This window comes from Nocardioides daeguensis (assembly GCF_019192965.1).
Lineage (GTDB): Bacteria > Actinomycetota > Actinomycetes > Propionibacteriales > Nocardioidaceae > Nocardioides > Nocardioides daeguensis.
In genome coordinates this window covers 41,682-60,214 of record NZ_JAHTKU010000011.1, presented here as the reverse complement: position 1 = coordinate 60,214, position 18,533 = coordinate 41,682, and the positions used below count along the sequence as shown (strand labels likewise).

The 18,533-nt window shown below is 71.5% G+C and carries 20 protein-coding genes; 3 read left to right on the top strand and 17 right to left on the bottom strand.

Going from position 1 to position 18,533, the window contains the following annotated elements; all coding sequences use genetic code 11:
- Positions 1 to 8: 8 nt before the first annotated feature.
- Both rlmN and KU893_RS09695 read right to left on the bottom strand, forming a co-directional pair.
- Entirely contained in the window at positions 9 to 1,148 is a 1,140-nt protein-coding gene (rlmN, locus tag KU893_RS09700) for a dual-specificity RNA methyltransferase RlmN (RefSeq protein ID WP_218234150.1), read from the bottom strand.
- A 62-nt stretch (positions 1,149 to 1,210) separates the two neighbouring features.
- Complete coding sequence (locus KU893_RS09695; RefSeq protein WP_218234149.1) at positions 1,211 to 1,582, bottom strand: hypothetical protein; 372 nt, start codon at positions 1,580 to 1,582, stop codon at positions 1,211 to 1,213.
- A gap of 177 nt (positions 1,583 to 1,759) precedes the next feature.
- On the opposite strand from KU893_RS09695, the gene KU893_RS09690 reads away from it, so the two are divergent.
- On the top strand, positions 1,760 to 2,551 hold the full coding sequence (locus KU893_RS09690; protein ID WP_218234148.1) for a tryptophan 2,3-dioxygenase: 792 nt from the start codon (positions 1,760 to 1,762) through the stop codon (positions 2,549 to 2,551).
- Positions 2,548 to 3,675, top strand: coding sequence for a hypothetical protein (locus KU893_RS09685; protein WP_218234147.1), 1,128 nt, complete (start codon positions 2,548 to 2,550; stop codon positions 3,673 to 3,675). The genes KU893_RS09690 and KU893_RS09685 overlap by 4 nt, the downstream gene beginning before the upstream one ends.
- A 1-nt stretch (position 3,676) precedes the next feature.
- On the opposite strand, the gene KU893_RS09680 is transcribed toward KU893_RS09685, so the two are convergent.
- The 8 genes from KU893_RS09680 to rpsB all read right to left on the bottom strand — a co-directional run bounded on the left by KU893_RS09680 (position 3,677) and on the right by rpsB (position 10,658).
- On the bottom strand, positions 3,677 to 4,564 hold the full coding sequence (locus tag KU893_RS09680) for a phosphatidate cytidylyltransferase (protein WP_218234146.1): 888 nt from the start codon (positions 4,562 to 4,564) through the stop codon (positions 3,677 to 3,679).
- A gap of 20 nt (positions 4,565 to 4,584) precedes the next feature.
- Positions 4,585 to 5,139 carry a ribosome recycling factor gene (gene frr, locus KU893_RS09675; RefSeq protein ID WP_218234358.1) on the bottom strand — a complete coding sequence of 185 codons (555 nt, stop codon included), beginning with the start codon at positions 5,137 to 5,139 and terminating at the stop codon, positions 4,585 to 4,587.
- Between the two features lie 27 nt (positions 5,140 to 5,166).
- Positions 5,167 to 5,880, bottom strand: coding sequence for a UMP kinase (gene pyrH, locus KU893_RS09670; RefSeq protein ID WP_218234145.1), 714 nt, complete (start codon positions 5,878 to 5,880; stop codon positions 5,167 to 5,169).
- A 34-nt stretch (positions 5,881 to 5,914) separates the two neighbouring features.
- Entirely contained in the window at positions 5,915 to 6,199 is a 285-nt protein-coding gene (locus tag KU893_RS09665) for a hypothetical protein (protein ID WP_218234144.1), read from the bottom strand.
- Positions 6,200 to 6,266: 67 nt separating this feature from the next.
- Complete coding sequence (locus KU893_RS09660; protein ID WP_218234143.1) at positions 6,267 to 7,523, bottom strand: TFIIB-type zinc ribbon-containing protein; 1,257 nt, start codon at positions 7,521 to 7,523, stop codon at positions 6,267 to 6,269.
- Between the two features lies 1 nt (position 7,524).
- Complete coding sequence (locus KU893_RS09655) at positions 7,525 to 8,724, bottom strand: SPFH domain-containing protein (protein ID WP_218234142.1); 1,200 nt, start codon at positions 8,722 to 8,724, stop codon at positions 7,525 to 7,527.
- 189 nt (positions 8,725 to 8,913) lie between these two features.
- A complete protein-coding gene (tsf, locus tag KU893_RS09650) occupies positions 8,914 to 9,723 on the bottom strand; it encodes a translation elongation factor Ts (RefSeq protein ID WP_218234141.1) in 810 nt (269 codons plus the stop codon).
- 41 nt (positions 9,724 to 9,764) lie between these two features.
- Complete coding sequence (gene rpsB / locus KU893_RS09645) at positions 9,765 to 10,658, bottom strand: 30S ribosomal protein S2 (protein WP_218234140.1); 894 nt, start codon at positions 10,656 to 10,658, stop codon at positions 9,765 to 9,767.
- Positions 10,659 to 10,965: 307 nt separating this feature from the next.
- Between rpsB and KU893_RS09640 the strand changes: the two genes are divergently transcribed.
- On the top strand, positions 10,966 to 11,559 hold the full coding sequence (locus KU893_RS09640) for a M23 family metallopeptidase (protein ID WP_218234139.1): 594 nt from the start codon (positions 10,966 to 10,968) through the stop codon (positions 11,557 to 11,559).
- 108 nt (positions 11,560 to 11,667) lie between these two features.
- On the opposite strand, the gene KU893_RS09635 is transcribed toward KU893_RS09640, so the two are convergent.
- The 7 genes from KU893_RS09635 to KU893_RS09605 form a co-directional block, all read right to left on the bottom strand.
- The gene (locus tag KU893_RS09635) at positions 11,668 to 11,850 is read right to left on the bottom strand and encodes a hypothetical protein (RefSeq protein WP_218234138.1); all 183 of its coding nucleotides are present in this window, start codon (positions 11,848 to 11,850) and stop codon (positions 11,668 to 11,670) included.
- Positions 11,851 to 12,040: 190 nt separating this feature from the next.
- The gene (locus KU893_RS09630; RefSeq protein WP_218234137.1) at positions 12,041 to 12,991 is read right to left on the bottom strand and encodes a tyrosine recombinase XerC; all 951 of its coding nucleotides are present in this window, start codon (positions 12,989 to 12,991) and stop codon (positions 12,041 to 12,043) included.
- 82 nt (positions 12,992 to 13,073) lie between these two features.
- Complete coding sequence (dprA, locus tag KU893_RS09625) at positions 13,074 to 14,207, bottom strand: DNA-processing protein DprA (RefSeq protein WP_218234136.1); 1,134 nt, start codon at positions 14,205 to 14,207, stop codon at positions 13,074 to 13,076.
- A complete protein-coding gene (locus tag KU893_RS09620; protein WP_218234135.1) occupies positions 14,204 to 15,838 on the bottom strand; it encodes a YifB family Mg chelatase-like AAA ATPase in 1,635 nt (544 codons plus the stop codon). The genes dprA and KU893_RS09620 overlap by 4 nt, the downstream gene beginning before the upstream one ends.
- Positions 15,838 to 16,203 (bottom strand): YraN family protein, encoded by a 366-nt coding sequence (locus KU893_RS09615; RefSeq protein ID WP_218234134.1) that lies wholly within the window; start codon positions 16,201 to 16,203, stop codon positions 15,838 to 15,840. The genes KU893_RS09620 and KU893_RS09615 overlap by 1 nt, the downstream gene beginning before the upstream one ends.
- Positions 16,204 to 16,333: 130 nt before the next feature.
- A complete protein-coding gene (locus KU893_RS09610) occupies positions 16,334 to 17,980 on the bottom strand; it encodes a pilus assembly protein TadG-related protein (protein WP_218234133.1) in 1,647 nt (548 codons plus the stop codon).
- A 7-nt stretch (positions 17,981 to 17,987) separates the two neighbouring features.
- Positions 17,988 to 18,434: a TadE/TadG family type IV pilus assembly protein gene (locus KU893_RS09605; RefSeq protein WP_218234132.1), complete on the bottom strand. Its 447-nt coding sequence runs from the start codon at positions 18,432 to 18,434 to the stop codon at positions 17,988 to 17,990.
- Between the last annotated feature and the right edge of the window lie 99 nt (positions 18,435 to 18,533).

Genomic DNA, 18,533 nt, shown 5'->3' with positions numbered 1-18,533 from the left:
GCAAGGCGCTACTCGGCGGCCGCCAGCTGGCCGCAGGCCGCGTCGATCTCGCTGCCCCGGGTGTCGCGCATCGTCGTCGCGATCCCCTTGGCCTCGAGGCGGCGGACGAACTCGTCCATGTCCTCCTCGCGCGAGCGGGTGAAGCGGGAACCCTTCACCTCGTTGAGCGGGATCGGGTTGATGTGGACCCAGCCCGTGCCGCGGCCGTCGGCGGACAGCACGTCGGCGAGCAGGTCGGCGCGCCAGCCCTGGTCGTTGATGTCGCGCATCAGGGCGTACTCGATCGATACCCGCCGACCGGTCTTCGCGAAGTACTCGTACGCCGCGTCCACCGTCTCTGCGACGGAGAAGCGCGTGTTGATCGGCACCAGGTCGTTGCGCAGCTCGTCGTCGGGGGCGTGCAGCGACAGCGCGAGCGTGACGGGGATGCCCTCGTCGGCGAGCTGCTTGATCCGGGGCACGAGACCGACGGTCGAGACCGTCACGTGGCGCGCCGACAGGCCGAGCCCGGACGGCGCCGGCTCGGTGAGACGGCGTACGGCGCCCAGCGTCGCCTTGTAGTTGGCGAGCGGCTCGCCCATCCCCATGAAGACGACGTTCGAGAGCCGACCGGGTCCGCCGGCGACGTCGCCGTTGGCCATGGCTCGGGCGCCGACGACGACCTGGTGGACGATCTCGGCGGTCGACATGTTGCGCTGCAGGCCACCTTGTCCGGTCGCACAGAACGGGCAGGCCATGCCGCAACCGGCCTGGCTCGAGATGCAGATCGTGGCGCGGTCCTTGTAGCGCATCAGCACCGACTCGACCAGGGAGCCGTCGAAGAGCTTCCACAGCGTCTTGACGGTCTTGCCCTTGTCCGCGCTCTGCTGCCGGATCGGGTCCATCAGGTCCGGCAGGAGGGCACCGACCAGGTCGGCACGCTGCGCGGCCGGCAGGTCGGTCATCTCGGCGGGGTCGTGGACCAGCCGGCCGAAGTAGTGCATGCCGAGCTGCTTGGCCCGGAAGCCGGGGAGTCCCATCTCGACCAGCAGGTCCTTGCGCTCCGCCTCGGTCAGGTCCGCCAGGTGCCGGGGTGGCTTCTTGCGCCCCCGGGGTTCGGCGAAGACGAGGGGAAGCGGGCGCGGCTGCGCGTCGAACTGGTCGGACATCCCGACGATTCTCCCACCCGGGAGCGCGGGGACCCAATCCCCTGGCCGGCGCCGGAGGAGGCTCAGGCGTCCTTGTTGAGCAGGAACCAGGCGACCGCGCCGCCCACGCTCACGACCACCACCACCGTGGAGACCATCCCGAGCAGCATGTAGCGCCCGAACCGGCGGGTGTGCTGGGGCACCAGCAACCCGATCGGCACGACGAACATGAGCAGCACGAACGGGAACAGCTCCTCGGCCCGCTTGTAGCCGGCGACCCACTTGACGATGGCGGCGTACAGACCGGGGACGACGATGACCGCGACCATGCCGGCGAAGAACCCGGCGAGCGGGAAGAACACAGGGTGCCCGCGGTGGAACCAGTCGGGGCGCCGGGACTTCTCGTCCGCTGCCTCCACCTCACCGCCCACGCGGTCGCTGCCTGCCTCACTCATGTCCGGGCGATCGTAGCGGCCGCACCCGAAGGTTCCGGCATCTGCCGGATCCGACACGACCGAAAGCGGGCCGCCGCCCGCCCGGGGGACGTCGTCGGCCTCCCGGGCGGAGCGGGAGCCGCCGGTCCGGACGCGTCGTTGTGGCAGCCAGGACGGCCGCTCTGTGAGAGTGGGGAGGTGACCGATCCATACCCGTCGCTCACCTACAGCGACTACCTCGCTCTCCACGACGTCCTGTCCGCGCAACACCCGCGCTCCGACGAGCACGACGAGCTCCTCTTCATCGTGATCCACCAGGTCTACGAGCTGTGGTTCAAGCAGCTGCTGCACGAGATCACCGGGCTCCAGCAGCGGCTCGAGGACGGCGACACCCCGCGCGCACTGCACACCCTCGGCCGGGTGCGCAGCATCCTCAAGGTCACCGTCGCCCAGGTCGACGTGCTGGAGACGATGACCCCGCGCCAGTTCACCAGCTTCCGCGGCCGCCTCGACGCGTCCAGCGGCTTCCAGTCCGCCCAGTTCCGCGAGCTCGAGGCCACCCTCGGTCGCCGCGATCCGCGCGTCTTCGAGCACTACCCCGAGGGCAGCGACGACCGGGCCCGGATCTCGGCGGCGATGTCACGCCGGTCGGTGTTCGACTCGTTCCTGCGCTACCTCCTCACCCAGGGCTACGCCGTCCCGGCGGCCGCCCTCGACCGCGACCTCACCACCCCGTGGGAGCCCTCGCGCGAGGTGCAGCGCCTGCTGCTCGCGGCCTACGACGACGACGGCGGCGCCGCCCAGGTCGCCGAGCGGCTGGTCGACCTCGACGAGGGACTCCAGGAGTGGCGCTACCGGCACGTGAAGATGGTCGAGCGCACCATCGGCGCGAAGCCTGGCACGGGTGGTTCCTCCGGTGCGAGCTATCTGTGGGGCACCGTCACCCGCTCGCTGTTCCCCGACCTGTGGGCGATCCGGAGCGAGATGTGAGCCCCGCCGCCGAACTGGCCGAGCACTACACCCGGTTCCGCGTCGCCGACCGGCTGCTGCTCACCGGCCACTCCCACCAGGCCTGGCCCGACGTCGCCCGGGACGGCGTGATCGAGGCGTACGACGACGCCGCTCTCGCCGTGGAGGGCAAGTGGGCTCGGGCCGAGGTCCGCGCGGAGCGGCTGCGCGCCGGCGTACGGATGCTCCTCGACGATCCCGTCGCCGAGGTGGCCCTCGGCGCCAGCGCGCACGAGCTGCTGGTGCGCTTCTTGTCCGCCCTCCCCCTGCGGTCCCGCCCGCGGGTGGTCACCACCGACGGCGAGTTCGACTCGGCGCGGCGCCAGCTCGACCGGCTCGCCGACGCCGGGATCGAGCTGGTGCGGGTGCCGACCGCGCCTCTGGGGACCCTGGCCGAGCGGGTGGCCGCTCTCGTCGACACCCGCACCGCCGCCGTCGTGGTCTCGTCCGTCCTGTTCGAGACCTCCCGGATCGTGCCGGGCCTCGCGGCGGTGGCCGAGGCCTGCGAGCGCACCGGCGCCGAGCTGCTCGTCGACGCCTACCACCAGCTCGGCGTCGTGCCCTGGTCCGTGGGAGCGGCGGGACTCGCCGAGGCCTGGGTCGTCGGCGGCGGCTACAAGTACCTCCAGCTCGGTGAGGGCAACTGCTTCCTGCGGGTCCCGCCGCACGCCCGCGGCGCCGAGCCGGTGGTCACCGGCTGGTTCGCCCACGGCGGAGACCGGTTCGCCGGGTCGACGTACGACCCGACCAGCCACTACCGCGCGGCCCGGGTCCTGAACTTCTTCGTCGAGCAGGACCTGACTCCCCCGCGGCTGCGCGAGATCTCGCTGCACCAGCGCGGTCTGCTGGCCCGTGAGTTCGACGCACTCGGCCTGCCCGACGAGCTCGTCACGCGTGACCGGGACACCCCGGCCGAGGCGTTCGGGGGCTTCCTCGCGCTCGCCTCACCGCAAGCGGCGCGGCTGCGCGACGGGTTGGCCGAGCGCGGCGTGCACGCGGACCATCGCGGGCAGCACCTGCGGCTGGGGCCGGCGCCGTACCTCACCGACGAGCAGCTCACCGAGGCGATGGGACTGCTCGGAGAGGCCGCGGCCTCGGTGCGGTGACTCAGGTGAAGATGCCGTAGTGCAGCAGCAGCCAGATCGGGGCGATCGTGGCGAGCAGCGAGTCGAGGCGATCCATCAGGCCGCCGTGGCCCGGGATGACCTGGCTCATGTCCTTGATGCCGAGGTCGCGCTTGATGACCGACTCGCACAGGTCGCCGAGGGTGGCCATGACCACGGCGATCACGCCGAGCGCGACACCGATCCACCACTCGCCGTCGAGGAGATAGACCACGAGCGCCACCCCGGCGCCGACGGTGGCCAGGGTGGAGCCGGCGAAGCCCTCCCAGGACTTCTTGGGCGAGATGACCGGCGCCATGGGGTGCTTGCCGAAGAGCACGCCGGCGACGTACCCGCCGATGTCGGAGGCGATCGTCACCAGGATGAAGGTGATGATGCCCTTCACGCCCGGGTCGTCGAGGCCACCACCGTCACGACCGCCCTCGGCGAGCATCAGCGCGACGAACGAGCCCAGGAAGGGCACGTAGACCAGCGCGAACACCGACGCGGTCGCGTTCTTGACGTAGCCGTCGATGCCGCGGCGCAGCAGCCACAGCATGATCACCAGCGCGCTGACGGCCGTCGCCGTGACCAGGGCCGCGGAGCCCCAGAGGTACGCGACGACGACCATCACGACGCCGCCGATCATCAGCGGCTGCTCGGGCAGGTCGATGTCCTTGGCGAGCAGCCCCTTGCGCAGCTCCCACACCGCGACGACCACGGCGATCGCGACGATCACCATGAATGCCGGCTTCCAGAACAGCAGCGAGGCCGCGATCGCGCTGAGCAGCACGACCGCGGACCCGACCGCCGCCTTGAGGTCCCGGCCGGCGCGGCCGTGGTCCTTCTTCGGGGCAGCGCCGTTCGAGGACGGGGTCGACGTCGAGGACATGGGTGGGAGCGCGTTCGAGGTCAGACCTCGAGCAGCTCGGCTTCCTTGTTCTTGAGCAGCTCGTCGATCGCGTCGGTGTGCTTCTTGGTGAGACCGTCGAGACGCTTCTCGGCGCCGGTGACGTCGTCCTTGCCGACCTCGCCGTCCTTCTCGAGCTTCTCCAGGCTCTGCTTGGCCTTCTGCCGCACCTGGCGCACGGCGACCTTGCCGCCCTCGGCCTTCTCCTTGGCGAGCTTGATGAACTCCTTGCGGCGCTCCTCGGTGAGCTCGGGGAAGACGCAGCGCAGCTGCTTGCCGTCGCTGGACGGGTTCACACCCAGGTCGGAGTCCCGGATCGCCTTCTCGACGTTGTTGAGCGCGCCCACGTCGTAGGGCGAAACGATGATGATCCGCGCCTCGGGCGAGGCGAACGACGCCAGCTGCTGGAGCGGCGTCGGGGTGCCGTAGTAGTCGACCAGGATCTTGCTGAACATGCTCGGGTGCGCACGCCCGGCGCGGATCGCCGCGAACTCCTCACGGGTCGCGTCGACCGACTTGCCCATCTTCTGGTCGGCCTCGTTGAGGGTGTCGTTGATCACCGGTTCTCCTTCGTTGCCTTCTGCTCAGCCTGCGCTGACCCGCGTGCCGATCTTCTCACCCTGCACGACCCGCAGGATGTTGCCCTCGGGCTCCATGCCGAAGACGATCATCGGAAGCTTGTTCTCGCCGCACAGGGCGAAGGCCGTCTGGTCCATGATCCGCAGGCCCTGGGCGATCGCGTCGTCGTAGGTCAGCTCGTCGTACTTCGTGGCGGTCGGGTCGAGGTTCGGGTCGGCGCTGTAGACGCCGTCGACACCGCTCTTCGCGACCAGCACGACGTCGCACTTGCTCTCCAGCGCGCGCTGGACGGCGACGGTGTCGGTCGAGAAGTACGGCATGCCCATGCCGGCACCGAAGATGACCACGCGCCCCTTCTCCATGTGGCGGATCGCCCGCCGCGGGATGTAGGGCTCGGCGACCTGACCCATGGTGATGGCGGTCTGCACGCGGGTCTCGACGCCCTGCTTCTCCAAGAAGTCCTGGAGCGCGAGGCAGTTCATGACGATGCCGAGCATGCCCATGTAGTCGGCCCGGACGCGGTCCATGCCTCGGGTCTGGAGCTCGGCGCCGCGGAAGAAGTTGCCACCGCCGGTGACGACGGCGATCTGGACGCCGGCGTCCACGACGGCCTTCACCTCGTGGGCGATGGCCTGCACGACGTCGGGGTCGATCCCGACCTTGCCACCACCGAACACCTCACCGGACAGCTTCAGGAGGACGCGCTTGTAACCGGGCACGGGGCGACCTTACCGGGGTCGGCGCGACACCTCCTCATTGCACCCGCTGCACCCGCTGGCGGTACTTGTCGCTGTTGTCACCGTCGATGTCGGAGTCGCGCGTCCTGGAGATGTGGCCGACCTTCTCCTCACCGCCCTGGACGGGCTGCGCCTCGATGATCGTGTCTCGTTCGAACTGGTGGGACTTGTCCGTGTTGCGGTAATAGCGGTAGAAGGCCCAGTACGTCGCGACGCCGCCCGCGGGTCCGGCCGCGAGCAGCCAGACCGCACCGTCGTCGGAGGCCAGCGGGATGAGCGCCGTGATCAGGTCGAGTGTCATTGCGGGGTCCCCGATCGTCTGTTCGCGCAGTAGCGAAGCGGAGCGGCGAAGATGCGAGTGGGGCGGATCATGCCATCGCCACCAGGATCGCGCCGGCGATGCCCTCGAGGAAGGTGCCGACCGTGAATGCCGCGAGGAGCAGCTTGGGCTGGGAGACCGGGATGCTGCCCATGGTCTCCCCCGTGCGGGCGTTGACCGCGATGTAGTGGAGCAGGCCGTTGCTCTCCTGGCGGTAGCTGTAGAGCCACACCGGGAGGTACATCGACACCCAGCGCGATCCGCCGACGTCGAGCTTCTCCTGCTCCCACCGCACACCGCGGTCGAACCGTCCCAGCGACGCGCGCACCTGCGAACGGCCGATCGAGAGCAGCTGGTCCTCGAGGAGGGGGCGGACCGCCTCCACGTTGAGGTCCCGCTTCTCGCTGGTGAAGCCGACCAGGTAGTTGGCGTTCCACTTGACCGCGTTCTTCGTGTCGAACGGCAGGATCGTGTTGATGATGTTGTTGGTGTTCGCCGGTCCGATCTGGGCACGCTCGGAGGAACCCTCGACGGTCAGGTCGTCCACCGTGAACGACACCTGCCGGGCCACCTGGTAGACGTCGGCGGCGTAGTAGGTGACGTTGTTGTCGCCCTGCTTCTCCGTCCACCGCCGGGTCTGGATCTCGCCCTTGCCCCAGTACTGCGACTCCGCTCGGGCGTCGATGACCAGGTAGGGCAGGTAGACCCCGAGGACGTTCTCCGGCACGAACTCCTTCTTGAAGCGCTTGTGCGCGAAGAGCCGGCGCTTGGAGGCGAACTCGCGGATCTTCGCGACCGCCTCCTGCTGGGTCAGCCGGAACGGCAGCACGGCGTCGGGGACGGCGCCGTTGGGGATCTGCTGGTTGACGTTGAGCGTGTGCCGGCACCAGTGGCAGCGCGCGTTGAGCGCGTGGGCCGTGTCGACGACCACCTCGGCACCGCAGGCCTCGCACTTGAAGGTGAGCTGGTCGGCCGCGTCGGCCGCGATGTCCCCCGCGCCGCTGGCGATGACCGTGCCCTCGAGCTGGTCGATGCCCTCGCCGAGCCCGAACTCCTCCTCGACCCGCGCCTCCTGCCACTCGTGGCGGCAGAACAGGCACACGAGCATGCCTGTCGACGCCCGCAGCTGGACGTCGGTCGAGCCGCACCTCGGGCAGCGGTTGAGCCCGTCCTTGAGCGACTCGTTGACGGTCTCGATGCTGGGGCCGGGCTCGGGCTCGGCCTTGGCCGCGGCCAGCTCCTCCTCCAGCGACAGGGGTGGCCCGTCGAAGGTGGGCTGCTGCGGCTCCGGGGATTCCTGGGTCATCTCAGAGACCGAGCGCCTTCGCCTTCGCCGCGTCGTAGTCGGCCTGGGTGATCAGCCCGGCGTCGAGCATCTCCTTGGCACGCTTGAGGACCGCCATCGGGTCCTCGGCGGCGGGGGCAGCCGGAGCCGCAGGGGCCGCAGGGGCGGCAGGGGCTGCCGGAGCCGGGGCGGCGGGCGCGACGGGCTGCTGCAGGCCGCCCAGACCCATGCCACCGGTCGCCATGCCCATCCCGATCAGGCCACCCGGGCCGGCGTTCTCGCCCGCCGCCTCGATGCCGGCCGCCACCGACGCCTGGAGGTTGGAGTTGCCGCGCGACCCGGACAGGGCATCGGCCCGCTGGACGTTCTTGAGAAGCTCACGGGTGTTGGCGTCGTACTCGATCGAGATGATCGCGGTCTTGACGATCTCGAGGCCGCGGTCGGTGCGCCACTGGTAGTTCTGCTCGACCGCCGCGGACAGCGACTGGGCGAATCCGATCGAGTCCTGCTGGAGGCGCGAGATCCGGTTCCCCTTGGCCGGGTCGTTGGTGTACATCGAGAACGCCGGCGCGAGCGAGCCGACGACCTCGTTGAACAGCTGCTCCCCGGCGGGGTTGTCCATGTCGGTGAAGTCGAAGGTGCGGCGGCCGGTGATGACCTCGGCCGGCACGAAGTTGCGGATGAAGGTCAGCGGGTCGGTGATCTTCAGCGTGTAGGTGCCGCGGGTGATCGCGCCGACCTGGGTGTTGAGGAACGCGTCGTCCCAGTAGATCTCCGACTGGGTGCCGAACTTGTTGTTGGGCAGCTCCTTGAGCGTCACGAAGATCGCGGACTGCTGCGCGGAGGGACGACCGCCGAACTTGAAGCGCTCCCAGCTCTGCTTGATGAGCGAGTCGACGAGGCCGCCGCCGGTGAAGATCGACTGCGAGGCCGGGTCGTCGGAGTTCCAGATGTAGGCGCCGGGCTCGGCGGCGAACCCGGTGAAGGCGCCGTCCTCCATCAGGACCAGGCCGTAGCCCTCGGGCACGATGATCTTGGACCCGTTGGTGATGACGCCCTCGGAGCCCTGCGTGTTGCTGCCGCGGCCGGCGTTCTGGCCCTTGGCGACGGCCGGGAAGACCGCGACCGTCGAGCCGACGCCGTCCGGGACGCCGTAGAAGTCGACCCACTGGTCGGCGAGGGTCCCGCCGATCGCACCGACTGCAGCCTGGATGAGTCCCACTTGACGCTCTCCTTCTGGAACCGAAGTGCGCCCGTGAGTGCGGGCGCGCAGGTCCGACACATGTCCGATGGCCGGGGGTCACCAACCTACCCGGGGCCCCCGGGCGGCCCCGCCGAAAACGCAGCGGGCGGGGGGCCCCCCGCGGGGCCCCCCCGGCCGTCGGTGCGATCAGGGTTCCTGACCGTCAGGTCAGGCGCCGACCTCGAAGCGGGCGAAACGCTTGACGGTGGTGCCGGCGGCGTCGAGGACGGCCTTGACCGTCTTCTTCGACTCCGAGACCGACTCCTGCTCGAGGAGCACGAGCTCCTTGAAGAAGCCGCCCAGGCGACCCTCGACGATCTTCGCGACGGCAGCCTCCGGCTTGCCCTCCTCGATCGTCTTCTTGGTCAGGACGTCCTTCTCGGCCTCGACGATGTCGGCGGGGACCTCGTCGCGGGTGAGGTACTGGGCCTTGAGGGCCGCCACCTGCATGGCGGCGCCGCGGGCGGCCGCCTCGTCACCCTCGTACTCGACGATGACGCCGACAGCCGGCGGGAGGTCGGCCGCACGCTTGTGCAGGTAGACCGCGACCGGACCGTCGAAGTACGCGACGTTGCCGAGCTCGATCTTCTCGCCGATGGTGATGGCGAGACCCTCGACGACCGCACCGACGGTGCTGTCGCCCAGCGGCAGCGCCTTGGCCGACTCGGTGTCGGTGGCCTTGCCCGCGTCGATCGCCTCGGCGATCTGCTGGGCGGCCTTGATGAACTCCTCGTTCTTCGCGACGAAGTCGGTCTCCGACTTCAGCTCGACGAGCGCGCCACCGGCGTTGGCCACCAGGCCGGCCGAGGCCTCACGCTCGGCGCCGCGGGCGGCCGCCTTGGCGGCACCCTTGACGCGGAGCAGCTCGACGGCCTTGTCGAAGTCGCCGTCGGTCTCGTCGAGCGCCTTCTTGCAGTCCATCATGCCGGCGCTGGTCAGCTCGCGGAGCTTCTTGACGTCAGCAGCAGTGAATGCCATGGATCCTCGTTGGTTTCTCGAAGGGGTGGACGGGAAGAGACTCAGGCCTCGGCCGGAGCGTCGGCCGCGGGGGTCTCCTCGGCAGCAGCCTCGGCGACCGGGGCCTCCTCGGCGGGCGCCTCGGTGGCGGCCTCGGCGGGCGCCTCCGTGGCGGCGGCCGGCGCGGCAGCGTCACCCTCGAGGAGCTCGCGCTCCCACGCGGCGAGGGGCTCCTCGGCGGCGGGGGTGGCGGCCGAGCCGGCACCCGAGCGGGACATGAGGCCGTCGGCGGCGGCGTCCGCGATGACGCGGGTCAGCAGGCCCACCGCGCGGATGGCGTCGTCGTTGCCCGGGATCGGGAAGTCGACGTCGTCCGGGTCGCAGTTGGAGTCGAGGATCGCGATGATCGGGATGCGCAGCTTGCGCGCCTCCTCGACGGCGAGGTGCTCCTTGTTGGTGTCGACGATCCACACCGCCGACGGGACCCGGGACATCTCGCGGATGCCGCCCAGGGTCTTCTCCAGCTTCGTGTGCTCCCGCTTCATCTGCAGGAGCTCCTTCTTGGTGCGGTTCGAGCCGGCCACGTCGTCGAAGTCGACGTCGTCGAGCTCCTTGAGCCGGTTGATCCGCTGGTTCATGGTCGCGAAGTTGGTGAGCATGCCACCCAGCCAGCGCTGGTTGACGTAGGGCATGCCGACCCGGGTCGCCTGCTCGGCGATCGACTCCTGCGCCTGCTTCTTGGTGCCGATGAACATGATCGTCCCGCCCTTGGCCACCGTCTCCTTGACGAAGGCGTAGCTGCGGTCGATGTAGGCCAGCGACTGCTGCAGGTCGATGATGTAGATGCCGTTGCGGTCGGTGAGGATGAACCGCTTCATCTTCGGATTCCAACGACGGGTCTGGTGTCCGAAGTGGACGCCGCTCTCGAGGAGCTGGCGCATGGTCACGACAGCCATGATTTCTCCTATGTGCTTGTTTCAGTTGGTCCTGTCGTCTGCACGCGATCCGACCGCCCGACCGGAAGGTCTGGCGGACTGAGGATCGACGCCCACGGGCGATCGGCTCCGGAGCGGAGCCGTCGTGGTCTGCGGACGAGCGAATTCCGGCCCAGGGCGGACCGGTTCCTGCAAGCCTACGGCGTCGGGCGGTCGTCGTACCAATCCGTGACCTGGACTCTCCACACCCCCCGTTCTCCCCAGCCCTCCTCCACAGCCCCACTGCCCCTCCCCGCGCCCCGTCGGCCCCCTCCCCCACCCTCGTCCCATGCGCCGACCGTGCCCGCGCCTGGCCCTCCTGCTCCCCCTGCTCCTTGCGCTGCTCCTGGTGCCGTCCGCGGCGCGAGCGGACCCCGACCCGGTCGGCGTGTGGCCCCTCCAGCCGGTGCCGGAGGTCGTGCGGTCCTTCGACCCACCGGAGTCTCCCTACGGCTCCGGGCACCGGGGCGTGGATCTCGCCGGCCACGTCGGAGCGCCGGTTCACACCGCCCTCGCCGGGACGGTGGTCTTCGCCGGGCGGCTCGCCGGGCGCGGCGTCGTGGTCGTCGGGCACGGCACCACCCGGACGACCTACGAACCGGTCACGGCCTCGGTCACCGTCGGCACCACCCTCGCCGCCGGAGCCGTGGTCGGGACGCTCGAGCTGGCCGGCTCCCACTGCTTCCCACGCGCCTGCCTGCACTGGGGCTGGATCCGCGGGGAGACCTATCTCGACCCGCTGCGCCTGGTCGCAGCCGCCCCGGTCCGTCTGCTGCCGCTGTGGAGGTCCCGGCCCGTTCCCCGGGTCGGGCCGTGGGTCGGGCCGCTGCTCAGGCCCTGGGGTGTGCTTGCTGGTAGGCCCGCCGCAGCGGGTCGGTGGTGACGTGGGTCTAGCGCTGAGCGTCCGACGATCCGGACCCGCGCTGGCCGAGTCCTTCCGGACGCATGCGTCCCGGGCACCGACGTTGACGCGGTGGGCGCGTCTCGGGGCTCAGCGACGCTTCCGGCTGGCGTCGCCCCCGCGACCGACCGCCGTGGCGGTCACCAAGGCCGCGATGACGAACATCCAGGCACGAACGGGCGGCGTATCGATCACGGCCGTTGCTGTGACGAGGATCGCCACCCACATCCCGGCAAGGGCCATGACCTCGGCCTTCGTCAGGTGAATCGACATCGGCAACTCTCAGTCTTCCCGTGAGTGAGGTTGGTCGAAGACCTCACGGAACTCGATGTACTTGCCCTCGGCGGCTGCGTTGCTGATCGAGTGTGCCAGATGGCCCTCGCCGGTGACGACGAGGACACCGCGCCTTGCTCCGGCACTCCCCAGCCCGCTCCCCGGGTCGGGCCGTGGGTCGGGCCGATGCTCAGGCTCTGGGGTGTGCCTGCTGGTAGGCCCGCCGCAGCCGGTCGGTGGTGACGTGGGTGTAGCGCTGGGTGGTCGCCAGGGACGCGTGCCCCAGCAGCTCCTGGACGGACCGCAGGTCGGCCCCGCCCTCGAGGAGGTGGGTCGCGGCGGTGTGCCGCAGCCCGTGCGGACCGAGGTCGGGCGCGCCCGGGACGTCGGCGAGCCGTCGGTGCACCAGGGTGCGGACCGCCCGTTGGTCGATGCGGCCGCCGCGGGCGCCGAGGAACAGGGCTGGTCCCGACCCCGGGCGGGCCAGCGCCGACCGGCCCTGGCCGAGCCACCGGTCGAGGGCGGTCGCGGCCGGCTGGCCGAACGGCACGGTGCGCTCCTTGCGCCCCTTGCCGAAGACGCGCACGACGTTGCGGTCGCGGTCGACATCGTCGACATCGAGGCCGCAGAGCTCGCCGACGCGCATCCCGGTCGCGTACAGCAGCTCGAGCATGGCGACGTCGCGCAACCCCACCGGACTGCCGTCGTCGGCGATCTCGGCGGCAGCGCCGATCAGCCGGGTGGCCTCCTCGACCCGGAGGACGTCGGGCAGGGTGCGGTGCGGGCGGGGCGAGCCGAGAGCGGAACCGACGTCGTTCGGCGTCCGACCGGTCCGGGCCAACCATCCGGTGAACACGCGCGCGGCCGTCGCCCGCCGGGCCAGCGTTGTCCGGGACAGGCCGAGGGTCTGCTGCTTGGCCAACCAGCTGCGCAGGGTCCGCAGGTCGAGCTCCGCGACGTCGTGGAGCCCGAGTCGCCCGGCGTGGTCGAGCAGCCCGGCGATGTCGCCGAGGTAGGCCCGCACGCTGTGCGGGGTCAGGTCGCGTTCGGCCACCAGGTGGCGTTCGTAGTCGCCCAAGGTCCGCGCGAACGCCTCCGGCAGCGCCTCGTCGCGCCCGTCGGCCCCGGCGTTCGTGCTCACCGACCGATCGTAGGCAGCCGGCCACCGCAGGCGACGCGGGCGCGCCGCAGGGCAGGGGGCGAGCACGGCCGGGTGGCCCGCCTCACCGGGCACGCTCGCCGAGTCGCCAGCCGGCGGGGTACCGCTCGACGAAGCCGTCCGCGGCCAGGCCGTGGAGCAGCCGGTCGACCTCGGACACCCCGAGCCCGGCCACGAGGGCCACGGAGCTGCTCGGCGCGGGCGAGGCGGCCGGGACCGCGTCGAGGACCTGGCGGGCCCGAACGGTGAGCCGGTCGCGCGGGCCCTCCGGGCCGCGGGCCGGCTCGCTGAGGTGCTCGCCGGAATGTCCGAGCAGCTCGAGGACGTCCTCTCCCCGGGTGACGAGCGTCGCGCCACCGGAGCGGAGCAGCTCGTGGACGCCCTCGGAGGCGGCACTGGTGACGAGGCCGGGCGTCCCCATCACGACCCGGTGGAGGCGGTCGGCCCAGGCCGCGGTGTGGAGGGCGCCGCTGCGCAGGGCCGCCTCGACGACGACCGTCCCGCGGGACAGGGCCGCGATGAGCCGGTTGCGGGCGAGGAACCGGATCCGGAAGGGAGCCGCACCTGGCGGGGACTCCGACACGACGGCGTGGTGGGTGGCGAGGTGTTCGAGGAGGCGGCGGTGCGCCTCCGGGTAGACCCGGTCGACACCGCAGGCCAGGACGGCGAGCGTCGGAGCATCGGCGCTCAGCGCGCCCCGGTGCGCGGCGTAGTCGATGCCGTAGGCCGCGCCGGACACCACCGGGCGCCCGGCTCGGCCGACGACCGCGGCGACGTCGCCGGCGAGCTGGTCGCCGTAGGTCGTGGAGGAGCGGGAGCCGACGACGGCGAGCGAGGGCGCCAGCCGGTCGAGGCGGAGCGGGCCGCGCACCCACAGGCCGACCGGGACCTCGCCCCGCGCCTGGAGGGCACCCGCGCCGCCGAGGTCGTCGAGCGAGGACGGCCACTCGTCGTCGCCGGGGACCACGAACCGGATGCCCTGGCGGTGGGCCCGCTCGAGGATGCGTTCGGGCTGCACCCCGGCCAGCCGCCCGGCCGCCGCGGTCAGCTCGGCGCGGAGGTCGGCGTGGTCGCGCAGCACCTCGAGGAACTGCACGCCGCCCAGCTCGCGGGTCAGGCCGAGACAGCGGACGTCGCCCGGCTCGGTGACCAGGCTGATGGTGGCGCGGGCGAGGCGCTCCTCGTCGGTCACGCTCATGCCGCTCCTTCCGTCGCGGAGCCCGGCTGGGTGTCCGGGACAGCGCGGACCATCGCGAGGTCGAGGGCGAGCCCGGTGCGTAGGCGCAGGGCGGTCCGGGTCTCGTCGGTGCCGGGGGTGAGGTCGCGCCCGGAGCGCACCGAGCGCAGGTCAGCCACGGTCCAGGCGAGGCGCTGGACGCGGACGGCGCCGCGCGCGCTGAGGCGTCCGGCCAGCATCTCGGCGTCGATCAGCTGCTGTGCGGCCGCCGGGAGCGGCCAGGTGTCCTTGAGGCGAGGCCCGGGGACGTGGGCGTTGAGGCGCCAACCCCGGCCGGCGTACCGGTCGTGCTGACGCTGGCGAGCGGCGGCGATCCGGGCGCGGACCTCGCGCGAGGTTTCCGTCGCCACGAACGGGTCACGGCTGGACGGCGAGGCGGGCTGGACGTTGCGGACGATGTCGATCCGGTCCGCGATCGGGCCGGAGATGCGCGCCTGGTAGGCGCGGCGGACGGTCTCGGCGCAGGTGCAGCGGTTGGCCCGGGCCGACCGGGTCCAGCCGCCGCAGGGGCACGGGTTGGAGGCGAGCACGAGCATCCCGCCCGCCGGCAGCGTGACGGACTCGTCACGCCGGGCGATGGTGATCTCCCTGCTCTCGAGCGGCTGGCGCAGCGCCTCGATGACGTCGGCACGGAAGAGCGGGAACTCGTCCATCAGCAGGACGCCGCAGTGAGCCCGGCTGATCTCGCCCGGTTGCACCCGGCCGCTGCCACCGCCGATCACGCTCGCCTTGCTCGCATCGTGGTGCGGGGCGACGAAGGGCGGGCGGAGCACCATCCCCTCCCCCGGGTCGAGGACGCCGGCCAGGGAGTACAGGGCGGTCAGCTCGAGCGACTCCTCGGGCGTCAGGTCGGGCAGGATCGTCGGGATCCGCTCGGCCAGGCTGGTCTTGCCGCAGCCCTTGGCCCCCGAGAGCAGCACGGCATGGCCGCCGGCGGCAGCGACCTCGACGGCGTACTTCTCCTCGACCAGCCCGTGGAGGTCGGCGAGGTCGACCTCGTCGAGCCGCTCGTCGCCGCGCCAGCTGATCAGCGGTCGCCCGGTGGCGGCTGCCACCGGGGGCGCGTCGGGCGGTTCGAGGCCGCGCAGGACGGCCACCACCTGGGCGAGCGAGCGCACCCCGATCACCTCCATGTCGGGCACCATCGCGGCCTCGGCGGCCTGGGGCTCGGGGACGTAGATCCGGCGGACGCCGCCCGCGGCGGCAGCAAGGGTCATCGGGAGCACACCGAGAGCCGGGCGCAGTCCGCCGGCGAGGGTGAGCTCGCCGAGGAAGACGGTGCCGGCGACCTGGGCCGGCTCGAGCTGCCCGTCGGCAGCGAGCAGGCTCACGGCCATCGCGAGGTCGAAATGGGTGCCGCTCTTGCGCAGGTCGGCGGGCGAGAGCAGGAAGGTGCTGCGCTTGGCGGCCGGCCAGAGGAGATCGCTGTTGAGGATCGCCATCCGGACCCGGTCGACACCCTCGCGCAGCGCCGGGTCGGCCCGACCGACGACGACCACCGTCGCCTGGCCCGCCGACACGTCGGTCTGTACGTCGATCAGGTGGCCCAGCGCGCCGTTGAGCGCCACGCAGCAGGCGGTGGCGAACGGCATCAGCACAACCCCGGCACGTGGTCGACGACCGCCGCGCCGCGCGGGGGACGCAGCACGGCGACGAGGTCGACGCGGATGCCGTCGGGCCGGATGCCCCGCTCGAGCACCCACCGCTCACCCAGCCGCCGGAGCCGGTCGAGCTTGGCGTCGGTGATCGCCTCGTGCGGGGTCCCGGCCTCGAGCGACGTACGGGTCTTCACCTCGCACACGACGAGCGTCGCCCCGTCGCGCAACACGATGTCGACCTCGCCCTCGGAGCACCGCCAGTTGCGCTCGAGGATGACCATCCCGAGGCCGGTCAGGTGGCGGGCCGCCACGTCTTCGCCGTAGGCGCCGATCGCCCGGCGAGCCTGTGCTGTCGTCATGGGCCGATGGTGGTCGGCGGGAGCGACCCAGGGCGCCGGCGGCGAGGTGGGCTGTGCACGACCGCGCCCTCAGGGGCGAGGTGTGGACGACTGACGGCCTGTGCGGTGACGGGTGGGGCGGGAGTGACGCTCAGCCGACGAGTGAAGGGATGCCACAGTCGGCCTTCGCCTTGGCGTACACGTCCGCGCCCGCCACGTTGATGCCGAGCGCGCGCAGCAGCGGCGTGAGCAGGACGGTGTCCAGCACCGACACCAGCGGGTTGACCACGATGGTCAGCAACGGGGTGATGACCGCTCCGAGCAGGCCACCGACCGGCAGGATCCCGAGCACGTTGAGATGGCTGTCCTGGTTCAGGAAGGGCACGCCGAGCGAGTTCTGCCCGAACTCGAGCGGAGCGGTGCCGTCGTAGTCCTCGTCGGCGACGCTCAGCGACTTCGCCTCGGTCTGCACCGGTGCCGGCGAGGAGTAGAGCCGGATGTAGCCGTCGACGAGCGGGAGCAGCCCCAGCAGCGCCTTGACCGACAGGCTGTTGCGGTTGGCGGGGTCCCCGATGGTGATCTCGAGGCTGACCAGGCCGCTGGTGACGAGGAAGTCGAGCCGCTTCTCGCCCGGGACGCAGGCGACGGCGTCGAGGAGGACGTCGGCCGGCGCCAACTTGAGGGTCAGCGTGATCGGCGCCGAGATGGACACCAGGCCGAGGTCGAGGTTCGCCAGGTTGCCCTTGAGGTTGATCTCGACCTGGTTGGAGTGCCCGGTCGTCGACGGCGACCTCGGCCGTCCGCAGTAGCGGATGGGCTTCTGGCCGATCTTCACGTTGGCGTTGAGCTTGCTGAGCCCGAGGACGTTGACGTCCAGGTCGGGCACCGAGATCGCGTTGGTGCCGTTGGCGACGAAGGCCGCGGTGCTGACCAGGTCGAACAGGTTCACCGCCGCGTCCAGCCCCGCCTCGTTGGTCGAGTCGAGCGCGACGAGGTCGGAGACCTTGATGATCACGTCCTTGGCCGCGACCGTGGCCAGACGCTGCAGCACGGCCACCTGGGCAGCGTGGCCGCCCTGCTTCTGCAGCACGTCGGCGGCGGCCAGGTAGAGGTCGCCGAGCTTCACGTTCGAGCCGAGGAGCTCGTCGAAGCCACCGGCCGTGAGATCGGTGTCGACGAGGTCGAGGAGCTTGATGTCGGCTCCGGCCAGGCCCTGCCAGTCCAGCACGGTGAGGCCGACATCGGTCCCGAGGGCCTTGACCAGCGGACCGAGGATGGTGCTGTCGCCCAGCCTGACCCGGGCGGCGTACGTGCCGACGGCGAAGCACGCGCCCGCATCGGCCCGGGCGACCGCTCTCCTGGTCGCTTCGCCACGACTACCGGCGCCGCCGGCCGGGGCGAAGGCGAGGCCGGTGGAGGAATGGGCGCTCACCTCGACCGCGGTCGGGACCTTGTCGTCCGCGACCTCGACGAAGGCGCCGTCGTCGGCGATCGTGCCCAGACGCCACGTCACGGTGGGCTTGTCACCGAAGGAGCTGGCGTTGCGGGCGACCGAGGCCCGCGCCGCATCCGCGACGACGCCGGACGAGGTCAGCTGCTGCTTGGTGCGCCCGTCGAGCTGGCGCGCGAGGTCGAGGGCCACCACGTCCGCGACGGCCTGCATGTCGCGGCGGACGACGCGCTGCTGGCCGAGGTCCACAGCGAAGGCGGCGGACAGCAGCAGCACCCCGGACATCAGTACGGCGACCAGGACCGACGTCGCGCCGCGCTCGTCCGGGCGCCGGGTGCGCCGACGCACCCGCACCTCAGCTCACCCGCGCCACGGCGGTGTACCGCAGCTTGTCGGGGAGCACGACACCGAACCCCGGGACCAGCCCCCGGTAGTTGATCTCGACCTTGACCCACACGCAGTCGACCGTGTCGGCGGCCGAGTTGGTCCCCGGCGGCAGGGCGCCCGACGCCAGGCCGGTGGCGTCGGCGCAGTCGTCCACGACGACCTTGCAGTTCGCGTTGCACGCCTGGTTCTGCGCCTTGAGCGCGGCGTCCCGGGCGGACGCGGCCGCCGCGTCGCGCTTGGTCGCGTCGATCTCGACGGCGGCGGCGCGCGCGCCCTCGGACGCCGCCTGGCTCACCGACTGGCGCACGCTCAGCATGTCGCCGTAGTTGATGATGCCCATCACGATGAGCATCAGGATCGGGAGGATCAGCGCGAACTCGACGGCGGCCGCTCCCCGTTCAGGGCGCGACGACACACCTGTCCACAGCACACAACGCCCCATCGGCCGGCCTCCCCCGCCTCGCTCCCATGACGCCCCCGAGCGGCGTTGCGCCCACAGTAGTGGTGCCTGATC

Excerpts from the sequence above, each read along its gene's own strand:
- rlmN (WP_218234150.1), bottom strand. The coding sequence starts at position 1,148 with ATGTCCGACCAGTTCGACGCGCAGCCGCGCCCGCTTCCCCTCGTCTTC.
- KU893_RS09695 (WP_218234149.1), bottom strand. The coding sequence starts at position 1,582 with ATGAGTGAGGCAGGCAGCGACCGCGTGGGCGGTGAGGTGGAGGCAGCG.
- KU893_RS09680 (WP_218234146.1), bottom strand. The coding sequence starts at position 4,564 with ATGTCCTCGACGTCGACCCCGTCCTCGAACGGCGCTGCCCCGAAGAAG.
- KU893_RS09665 (WP_218234144.1), bottom strand. The coding sequence starts at position 6,199 with ATGACACTCGACCTGATCACGGCGCTCATCCCGCTGGCCTCCGACGAC.
- KU893_RS09660 (WP_218234143.1), bottom strand. The coding sequence starts at position 7,523 with ATGACCCAGGAATCCCCGGAGCCGCAGCAGCCCACCTTCGACGGGCCA.
- tsf (WP_218234141.1), bottom strand. The coding sequence starts at position 9,723 with ATGGCATTCACTGCTGCTGACGTCAAGAAGCTCCGCGAGCTGACCAGC.
- rpsB (WP_218234140.1), bottom strand. The coding sequence starts at position 10,658 with ATGGCTGTCGTGACCATGCGCCAGCTCCTCGAGAGCGGCGTCCACTTC.
- KU893_RS09640 (WP_218234139.1), top strand. The coding sequence starts at position 10,966 with ATGCGCCGACCGTGCCCGCGCCTGGCCCTCCTGCTCCCCCTGCTCCTT.
- KU893_RS09635 (WP_218234138.1), bottom strand. The coding sequence starts at position 11,850 with ATGTCGATTCACCTGACGAAGGCCGAGGTCATGGCCCTTGCCGGGATG.
- dprA (WP_218234136.1), bottom strand. The coding sequence starts at position 14,207 with ATGAGCGTGACCGACGAGGAGCGCCTCGCCCGCGCCACCATCAGCCTG.
- KU893_RS09620 (WP_218234135.1), bottom strand. The coding sequence starts at position 15,838 with ATGCCGTTCGCCACCGCCTGCTGCGTGGCGCTCAACGGCGCGCTGGGC.
- KU893_RS09615 (WP_218234134.1), bottom strand. The coding sequence starts at position 16,203 with ATGACGACAGCACAGGCTCGCCGGGCGATCGGCGCCTACGGCGAAGAC.